This window comes from Microcystis sp. LE19-84.1B (genome assembly GCF_027531875.1).
In the GTDB taxonomy this organism is placed as follows: Bacteria; Cyanobacteriota; Cyanobacteriia; order Cyanobacteriales; family Microcystaceae; genus Microcystis; species Microcystis panniformis.
Genome location: NZ_JAPZSR010000197.1, coordinates 1 through 8282 on the forward strand (window position 1 = coordinate 1; position 8282 = coordinate 8282).

At 45.8% G+C, this 8282-nt stretch carries 10 protein-coding genes and 1 pseudogene; 10 read left to right on the forward strand and 1 reads right to left on the reverse strand.

The features are described 5' to 3' along the window. The 8 genes and pseudogenes from O9324_RS11550 to O9324_RS11585 all read left to right on the forward strand — a co-directional run. Window positions 1-132 (forward strand): annotated as a pseudogene (locus tag O9324_RS11550) (IS630 family transposase); the annotation flags it as partial. 257 nt (window positions 133-389) lie between these two features. Further along, window positions 390-2636 carry a heavy metal translocating P-type ATPase gene (locus O9324_RS11555; RefSeq protein ID WP_288140258.1) on the forward strand — a complete coding sequence of 749 codons (2247 nt, stop codon included), beginning with the start codon at window positions 390-392 and terminating at the stop codon, window positions 2634-2636. Between the two features lie 42 nt (window positions 2637-2678). Beyond that, window positions 2679-2963, forward strand: coding sequence for a hypothetical protein (locus tag O9324_RS11560; protein WP_002742126.1), 285 nt, complete (start codon window positions 2679-2681; stop codon window positions 2961-2963). A gap of 36 nt (window positions 2964-2999) precedes the next feature. Continuing rightward, entirely contained in the window at window positions 3000-3287 is a 288-nt protein-coding gene (locus O9324_RS11565; RefSeq protein WP_002785349.1) for a DUF5132 domain-containing protein, read from the forward strand. 112 nt (window positions 3288-3399) lie between these two features. Next, on the forward strand, window positions 3400-3642 hold the full coding sequence (locus tag O9324_RS11570; protein WP_002783846.1) for a hypothetical protein: 243 nt from the start codon (window positions 3400-3402) through the stop codon (window positions 3640-3642). A gap of 12 nt (window positions 3643-3654) precedes the next feature. Further along, window positions 3655-3930 carry a hypothetical protein gene (locus O9324_RS11575; protein WP_287627786.1) on the forward strand — a complete coding sequence of 92 codons (276 nt, stop codon included), beginning with the start codon at window positions 3655-3657 and terminating at the stop codon, window positions 3928-3930. After that, the gene (locus O9324_RS11580; RefSeq protein ID WP_288140259.1) at window positions 3908-4756 is read left to right on the forward strand and encodes an HMA2 domain-containing protein; all 849 of its coding nucleotides are present in this window, start codon (window positions 3908-3910) and stop codon (window positions 4754-4756) included. The genes O9324_RS11575 and O9324_RS11580 overlap by 23 nt, the downstream gene beginning before the upstream one ends. Before the next feature lie 221 nt (window positions 4757-4977). Then, window positions 4978-5652 carry a DUF1345 domain-containing protein gene (locus O9324_RS11585; protein ID WP_288140260.1) on the forward strand — a complete coding sequence of 225 codons (675 nt, stop codon included), beginning with the start codon at window positions 4978-4980 and terminating at the stop codon, window positions 5650-5652. Window positions 5653-5887: 235 nt separating this feature from the next. On the opposite strand, the gene O9324_RS11590 is transcribed toward O9324_RS11585, so the two are convergent. Beyond that, window positions 5888-6304: a DUF29 domain-containing protein gene (locus O9324_RS11590; RefSeq protein ID WP_288140261.1), complete on the reverse strand. Its 417-nt coding sequence runs from the start codon at window positions 6302-6304 to the stop codon at window positions 5888-5890. 731 nt (window positions 6305-7035) lie between these two features. On the opposite strand from O9324_RS11590, the gene O9324_RS11595 reads away from it, so the two are divergent. Next, entirely contained in the window at window positions 7036-7311 is a 276-nt protein-coding gene (locus O9324_RS11595; RefSeq protein WP_288140262.1) for a hypothetical protein, read from the forward strand. Between the two features lie 176 nt (window positions 7312-7487). After that, window positions 7488-8282, forward strand: a 795-nt coding sequence (locus tag O9324_RS11600; protein ID WP_288140263.1) for an RNA-guided endonuclease InsQ/TnpB family protein, incomplete at its 3' end; no start/stop codon positions are given.

Consider the following 8282-nt stretch of genomic DNA (forward strand, 5'->3'; position numbering starts at 1 on the left):
AACTTTTCTGACTTTTCTTCAGCTATTTATGAATGTCTGAATGATGCCCACCTGAAACATAAAAAAGAACTGGATTCCTTGCTCACTCTACGATTTCAGAAGTTTAATAAATCTCAGATTATGAACGTCTAAAGTATATCAGGGCAATAATACCTTTAAAGGCAAGAGTCAAGCTGGTACTCCTCTAAGCTTTAGTTTAGACAACAATGATCGCGTCTTTAAACTTCAGCACGGTAATGTCAACTATACTGGGGTTTGCCACTAATCTCGACGAAGTACAGACAGCCTGCTTGCAGACACGAGTTCCGGGTTGATTCCCCGTCTTCCCTCCTGACAATAAAAAATGGTTGATGCCAGTGTCAGGCATATACTAACCAACACCCATCAAGATGACCTTCACAGACACTACAGAAAAAGTAATTGTCCAACCGGACATACTTAACGAAACCGCGGCAATTGTCCCCAAAGCTCACGAACCCTTCGACGTAGCTCGGGTCAAGTTTTCCCAAGACTATCAACTCCTTCACTCCCTCGAAGGACGCTGGCGGGTCAAGATCGAGCGCCTGGGTTACGATCCTGACTATGCCAGCAACTTAGTGGCAATATTAGAGGATAGTAATGTCATCGGACAAGTTCGCTGCAATGAGGCGGCTGAATCCCTGATTATTGAATACAATTACGAGGAAATTTCCCCCGAACAACTACGGGAATATATCCTACTCTCGATGGAAGAGGCCGATCGCGGCTATCTCCTAACCACCAAGGCAGCGACAGCACCAACATCCCACGAAATTAACTATTGGGAGCGGTTGGGCATTCCGGCTGCCAGTTTAGCCCTCGCTCTTGTCGCCTTTCCCCTAGAACTGCCTCCCTTGCTCGTTGGGGGGTTAATTTTAGCCGCCTGTCTGCCCGCCTACGGTCGAGCTTGGCAAGCCATCAGCGAAGAAAAACAATTGACCGTCGATTTCCTCGACTCCCTTGCCATCACCCTCAGCGCCGCCCAGGGCCATTTCATCCCCCCCGCCTTCATGATCAGTTTGATCGAATCTGGGGAAGTAATTCGCGATGTCACCGCTCGCTCCAGCGAACGCCAGACCCTAGATTTACTGGACAGTTTGGGCAAATACGCCTGGATCGAACAGGACGGCACAGAAGTACAAGTTCCCCTCAAAGAGGTAGAAGCCGGTAATATCGTCATCGTCTATCCGGGAGACTTAATCCCGATTGACGGCAAGATTATCCGGGGACAGGGATTAATTGACCAACAGAAACTGACGGGAGAATCGGTTCCCGTCCACCGGGAAGTAGATGATGAGGTCTATGCTTCCACCCTGTTAGTAGAAGGACAATTGGCAATTCTCGTGGAAAGGACGGGGAATAATACCCGCGCCGGGGTAGTCGTGGAACTGATGAAAGCCGCTCCTGTCCATGATACTCGCGTAGAAAACTATGCCGCCAAATTTGCCAACATTGCCGTGCTGCCCACCCTACTGATTGGGGCCGGCATTTTTGCTTTCACGGGAGATTTAGCCCGGACAACGGCCATTATCACCCTCGACTTCGGCACCGGCATCCGCGTATCTGTCCCCACCGCCGTCTTAGCGGGATTAACCTACGCTGCCCGGACCGGCGTTTACATCCGCAGCGGCCGGGCGATCGAAATGTTAGCAAAAGTCGATTGCGTCGTCTTTGACAAGACGGGAACCCTGACCCAGGGCAATGCTTCCGTCACCGACATTCAAGTTACCGCCGAGGGAGTTACTCCGGCAGAAATTCTCTGTCTGGCGGCCTCGGCGGAACAGGGGTTGAGCCACCCCGTCGCCCATGCCATCGTCCAACAGGCCCAACAACAGGGGACGGCAACGAAAACCTGCGAGGAGTGGGATTATCGGGTTGGCTTGGGAGTCGTTGCCCAAATCGAAGGGCGGCAGCTACTGGTGGGGAGCAGCCGCTTTATGAAAACGGAAGGAATCGACATTAGTGCCAGTGAGCAGTTTAAGACGGGAGGCGTTTCTCTGGCCTATGTGGCCCGGGATGGCATCCTAATTGGCGTTATCATGTATGCCGATCCGATCCGCACCGAAAGCCCTGGGGTAATTGCTGAGTTACACAAGCAAGGAATCAGCACCCATATGCTCACCGGCGATGTGCAGCAGGTAGCGGATGCGGTGGCCCAAGAGTTAGGAATGCGCCGGGATGAAGTCCACGCCCAAGCTTTCCCAGAACGGAAGGTGGAAGTGGTGCAGCAACTGAAAGCGCAAGGGAAAACCGTTGCCTTTATCGGCGATGGCATTAATGACTCCGCCGCTCTTGCCTATGCCGATGTCTCGATTTCCTTTGCCGCAGGGAGCGATATCGCTCGGGAAACTGCCGACGTGGTACTGATGGATAACGATCTCAGCGGCTTGACCCATGCGATCGGGATCAGCAAGGAAGTGATGGACATTATCTACCAAAATGCCTTAATTGTGGGCATTCCTAACCTGGGGGCGCTGGCGGTGGGGGTTCTCTTTGCCCTCGATCCGCTCCTAGCAATTATCATCAATAATGGTTCGGCAATTTTAGCCGGACTGAACGGCTTGCGCCCGGCTCTCGGTGGCGAGAAGACGACCTATCGAGATGCGGCGAACGTCTAACAGTCAAACAAAATCCAAAATCGAGCAAATTTGTGAGGTCTCATGGAATTTTTATTAGGTATTGAACCGATTTTCGCCCTAGGGGTTGGTTTGGCGGCACTGGCGATCGCTCCCGCTATTGGGGCCCTAAGCAACCCTGAAACTGGGGAAAAGGTCGCCGAAACTGGGCGCGACATGACCAAACAGGGAATCAAGTGGGGCGCAGAAGCCGCTGACACCGTGCAAACCTATCTGGCTGAGGCCAGCGAATCCTGGAACGATCTGGTAGCGGAAGCACAGGCCGAAATCAGAACCGCTAAAAAAGCTAAGGCAACTAGCGAAAAATAGACAGTTAATAGTGAACAACTCATTCAGGAGGTTTTTATGGAAGAATTACTGGTTGTTGGCGGTGTTGGAGTCGTCGCAATTTTAGTATTGGGTTCCCTAGTTAGTTTAGCCAGTCCCCAGACCGGCAAAGCCATTACAGATACAGGTCGCAATGCGGCCAAAAGCGGTATCAAATTAGGGATGGAAGCTAGTGAAAAACTGCAAGCTACTTTTGCCGAAGCCGGTCAATCTTGGCAAGATTTAGTGGCGGAAGCGAAAGCGGAAACAGAGGTGGCAAGAAATACGACTAAAATCCCTTCCGTAGAGGAAACATCCCAATCCTAATCCCTAATTGACCGATCGAGAAACCCACTCGATAACTGCAATTTTGTAGGGGGGCATTTTCTTAGCCCCCTCCTTTAAAATCTCAAGGAAAGTATCAAGGAGGAGTTCGACAATGACCCGGGAATATATGCACGAACATTTGAAAGAGCTAATCGTTGAGAAGGCACTTCATCTCTGTTGCGACCCCATTGAAGAAATTGCCCGAGAATGGGCAGAAAAAAAAGACTTTAATCAAGGGGGAATTAATATTTTAAAAGATCCCCATCGCTATGAAAAGTATTTAGAAGAGGCCAAAGAAGTCGCCGACGAATTTAGAAAACATATCATTCAGTTTTTACCAGAAACTAAAAATTAGTCGCAGGGAAATGTGAACTCTCCTAACTTCAGTAATGGCAACTTAAAACTAGAGCAATTTTTAGTCTGTGGGTTAGGATATTTGGGACACCATTGCGTCGTCGCGCTCAAAGAATTCGCAGTCAATGTCTTGGCGAGCAGCGGGGATTTATCCCGCTTTTTCAAGACCTCTGCAATCCCTTCGGCTTTCAGCCAAGGGAGTCTCAATAAATCTACTGTAAAAGATGATAAAGTTCCTATTGTCAATGCTTATTGGCTAAATTATTATGGTATTTGGTGGCACGTCTGAATTTTCCGCAAATGCTACCCCCGGAATCTCCTATCAAGTGGTTAGCTCACTTCCTGGGCGAATCCGCTTGCGCGTCCCTTCCCTGCGCCAAAACCTAACAGGACAAAATATTCTCCAGGGAGCGATCGCCGCCCTAGAAGGCGTTACCAGCGTCCGCATCAACCCCTTGGCTAACTCAATCATTGTCACCTTTGCTGAAGGGAAAATTTCTCCCGCGCAATTAGAGCAAGAACTGGCAACTGCGATCGGCAAGGCCGCAGCTTCAGCGAACCCAGGGGCAGAAGTCCCCCAGAAAGCCGAATTCAAAGCGGAAAAACAAGTTCCCCGTCCCCCGGAAGAAAAATTGCCGGTGAGGGAAAATCTGGCCGATGCAAAGATGGGACAGAACCAAACAGTGATCAGTCCCCAGCTAGGAGAAAGTAAAGATGATAAAAATCCTCTAAAAGAGATAACGAGCCAAACTTTAGTTTATCGGCAGCTGGAAGCCTTACCCGTCAATTCTTGGCAGCGCCAGTGTCAAGAGCAGGCTGAATCGATCGAGAAACTAGAAGATCGCCTCGCCGCCTTACAGCCGGTGGCAGCGATCGGTTCAGCTTGGCTGAGGCGGTGGTACGTCCACAGTCCAGCAACCATAGATTGCGCTGCCAGCACCGGCAGTGGTGCGCCGGTGGCGTTCCCCAAAACCCCAGAGTCTGAGGCACAATGGCAAGAGTTGGCAGCGGGGCAAAGGCAGGCGATCGCTGAGTTGGAGCAATACCTTGCCGATGTCCAGCGCCTAGCCGTTATTGGAGAAGCTCGATTGAAAAAATATCGCAAATACCTTTAAAAGTTCCAAAATACAGGCTCGCAGTCTCTATTTCAGGTACGAGCAGCGCCACTGATTAGGCTTTGTCTAGGACTAAATTGCCAATTCGATCGAGAATTTTTACCCGAAGGGAAGAGAGGGGCCAGTTTACTGCCCTCACCGGAGAATTGACTGCTAGGCTATCCTGAGAAACCCATACCGTTTCAACTAAACTATATCTGTGAAAATCAAGGCTCTTAAAAATGACCGCCAAGCAAAAAATGATTTTTCGGCTGACTTCTCCCATCAACCGGTTTCTATTCACGCTGACAGTGGCAATTTTCGTTTATTTAATCACGGGAGAATTTTACCAGGAATTGCGGTTTCTCTTGGCTTACGATCTAGCGATACTAAGTTATTTGAGTGTTTTAGCAGTGCAAATGTCCAAAGCGACTGCGGAAGATACCTTTCGCTTGTCTCAACAGCAAGAACCCAAGAGTATTAGCACTTTATTTGCTGTGCTGCTATTTTCTGGTATGGGGTTAATTGCTCTTTCTTTATTGCTCAACAACTCGAAGCAATGGACTCCCTTGTTGACGAATTTGCACATGGGATTATCCCTATTAGCAATCTTTTTGTCCTGGACTCTGGTACATACTTTTTTTGCTCTGTATTATGCCAGACTCTACTACGATGAACTATCCGCAGAAGATTCATCCGCTTACCGCAAAGGTTTAGACTTTCCCAATCAAGAACTGGTGGATTATTGGGATTTCATGTATTATTCTTTTACCATTGCCATGTGTTACCAAACATCGGACGTATCCGTTGAAAGCGTTGCCATGCGACGCATGACACTCTTTCATTCCATCCTCTCTTTTATCTTAGTAGCAGTAGTTATCGGTTTAGTGGTAAACATAATTTCTAATCTCATTTAATGGTGAAACAGACTTCTAATATAACCTGTGTATTCTGGTTCCAAGGCAGAGCCTTGGAACCAGAGGATTTAGGCTCTGTCTTATTCATATATATCATTCTTCAGGTAAACCTAAAAATGGCGTTCCCAGGTAGAACTTGGGAACGAGGTAAACGAGGTAAATATAACCTGTGTGGAACAGGCTTCTAGCCTGCGGAATTGCCTAAGTTTTAAGAAATCAAGGTGAGTTTCTGGCATCAAAATAAATCATTAAAATGATAAGGACAGGTTTCAGGGATGTTAGAAGGGGGATAGTCAATCAAATACAGGTCAACTGCATCCGAATAGATCCCTTGCCATTCTACTTCTAGCTTAGGCTTCATTGATGGACTGTAGCGACGCTTAAGAGTGTTAGAGAAAGCTTTGATTTCGGCTTGCCAATGGCGATTACACTCAGGCTTATTAGCATAATCAATCTTCAGAAAGTGTTGCATAATTCGAGTTAGTAAGGAGACCACTGCTTGATAATCACTACGTCCCAAAGCTTCGATCTCCTCAATCAGGTTTTCCCAGTCCAATTCTTGGACATTTTGTTCTTTTAATGCTTGGGCTTGTTTCATTGTCCATTGATAGAAATCTGTCTCGTAAATTTTATCGATAGCTATCTGACTCATAAGTTAAACTCCTGTTAGATTGTAATAAAAAAACTATAGAAATATAGATAGCATCGGATTTATTAGTCCCGACTTAAGTAGGGAGGCACAATTATTTGTAGGATGGGTTAGCGGTAGCGTAACATAATCGGGCGTTGGGTTTCATGCTTCAACCCAACCTACGTTCATCTTATATTTAATTCCACCCACCTACTTACATAAGCAAAGACAAATATTCCCACTTAAGCTCAGTCTAACCTTAAACGAGGCAAATGTCTATTTGGGGGGAGCATCACATTTTCGAGGTTTATCCTAAAACTGGAACCCAACAGAAAAACCTGACTGGTGGTGGGGAGATGCAGAGGGATAGGATTTTAGAAAGTCTAGTTTACAAGCTTCTCGTTTCGTAGTGACGACTTCAGTCGTCCCTGATTATAACCGTTTTTTTAAAACCAGAGTTGGCCTAATAGACATCTCCAAGAAATAAATTAACAGAGAATTAAGTGTGATATAATGAGATATTACTTTTTTGAGCCATGAATAAACTTCTCGAACATATCGAAAGCAATCCTCTTTTGAGAGAATATGTTGTTTGGTTTGCCAACCGTAAACAACTAAGTTAACAAGCGAACTCTACAAACACTTTGGCATAGCTGAACAAGAAGAGGCATTCCGCAAAGGTTTGATTCCTTATTTACCATCGATAAAAAACAACAAGACTGAAAATTTAGAGTCAGATAGGAGGGCTTAAAATGGTCAATACAATTAGTATTGTCATCTCGAAAAATCCCGATGGATATTTAGTCAAATTTCCTGAATTAGATCCGATTGATTACCAAGATAGTTCTCTAGAGGGTGTTTTAAATCGACTCAAAGATGCCCTAGAAACTCATCTTACGTCTGAAGGTAAGGAAATTATGAAGTTTGCGGGGATTTGGGAAGATCTTCCTGAGGAAGATTTTAGAAATTTTTGTGAAGAAGTAGAACAGCGTCGTCAAAATTCTTTATCGCGGAGATTCGAGATTTGAAACCTTGTTTACCTAAAATGTCGGATGAATGCCCCCGCTAGATTTTTCGACAAGATGCTCACCTTTGCTGGGGATGAAATCCGACCAGAATATCAGCAACGGAGCATCGGTTTAATTCTACCATCTGTGAGTAAACTGTGTTATAATCAAATTAACCAATGGTCGAGGATTGTTAAATGCTAGTCGTAGAAGCGAAGCTAAAAAACGGAACACCAGAGCAATATCAGAAACTTGATGAAGCTATCAGAACTTCTCAGTTTGTGCGTAACTCTTGTGTTCGTTATTGGCTGGACAATCAAGGGACAACCCGCAATGATCTCCAAAAACTTTGTGCGGTACTAGCTAACAATAAAGAGACACCTTGGGTAAATAAATTAAACTCTCAAGCACGTCAATCGGCTGCTGATAGAGCCTGGCAATCAATTAATCGGTTTTACCAGAATTGTCATGCTAAGATACCGGGGAAAAAGGGTTTTCCCCGGTTCAAAAGGCATAGCCGTTCGGTTGAGTATAAACTAACGGGTTACAAACTATCTGATGATAGACGTAAAATCAAGTTCACTGATGGTTTTAAAGCAGGAGAATTTGATTTATGGTGTAGTCAAAAGACCTTAGTTTATTATTCAGGGCAACAGATTAAACGGGTAAGAGTTGTTAGACGTGCTGACGGTTATTATTGCCACTTTTTGATTGACGTAGAACGGCAAGAATACCATAAACCGACGGGACAAATAACAGGAATTGACTTAGGGTTAAAAGAGTTTTATACCGACGCTCAAGGCAATACTGTAGAGAATCCACGTTATTTAAGAAAGTCAGAAAAACGACTGAAAAAAGCACAACGACGATTATCCAAAAAGTTTCGTCAAGGAAAGAAACAGTCTAAAAACTATCACAAGCAACGGATAAAAGTAGCTAGGCTTCATCTTAAAGTGTCAAGACAACGTAAAGACAAAGCAATTAAAGACGCT

Bases quoted from the DNA above. Each gene is read 5' to 3' on its own strand.
- O9324_RS11580 (WP_288140259.1), top strand. From the start codon at position 3,908: ATGGTATTTGGTGGCACGTCTGAATTTTCCGCAAATGCTACCCCCGGA.
- O9324_RS11585 (WP_288140260.1), top strand. From the start codon at position 4,978: ATGACCGCCAAGCAAAAAATGATTTTTCGGCTGACTTCTCCCATCAAC.
- O9324_RS11570 (WP_002783846.1), top strand. From the start codon at position 3,400: ATGACCCGGGAATATATGCACGAACATTTGAAAGAGCTAATCGTTGAG.
- O9324_RS11590 (WP_288140261.1), bottom strand. From the start codon at position 6,304: ATGAGTCAGATAGCTATCGATAAAATTTACGAGACAGATTTCTATCAA.
- O9324_RS11565 (WP_002785349.1), top strand. From the start codon at position 3,000: ATGGAAGAATTACTGGTTGTTGGCGGTGTTGGAGTCGTCGCAATTTTA.
- O9324_RS11555 (WP_288140258.1), top strand. From the start codon at position 390: ATGACCTTCACAGACACTACAGAAAAAGTAATTGTCCAACCGGACATA.
- O9324_RS11595 (WP_288140262.1), top strand. From the start codon at position 7,036: ATGGTCAATACAATTAGTATTGTCATCTCGAAAAATCCCGATGGATAT.
- O9324_RS11560 (WP_002742126.1), top strand. From the start codon at position 2,679: ATGGAATTTTTATTAGGTATTGAACCGATTTTCGCCCTAGGGGTTGGT.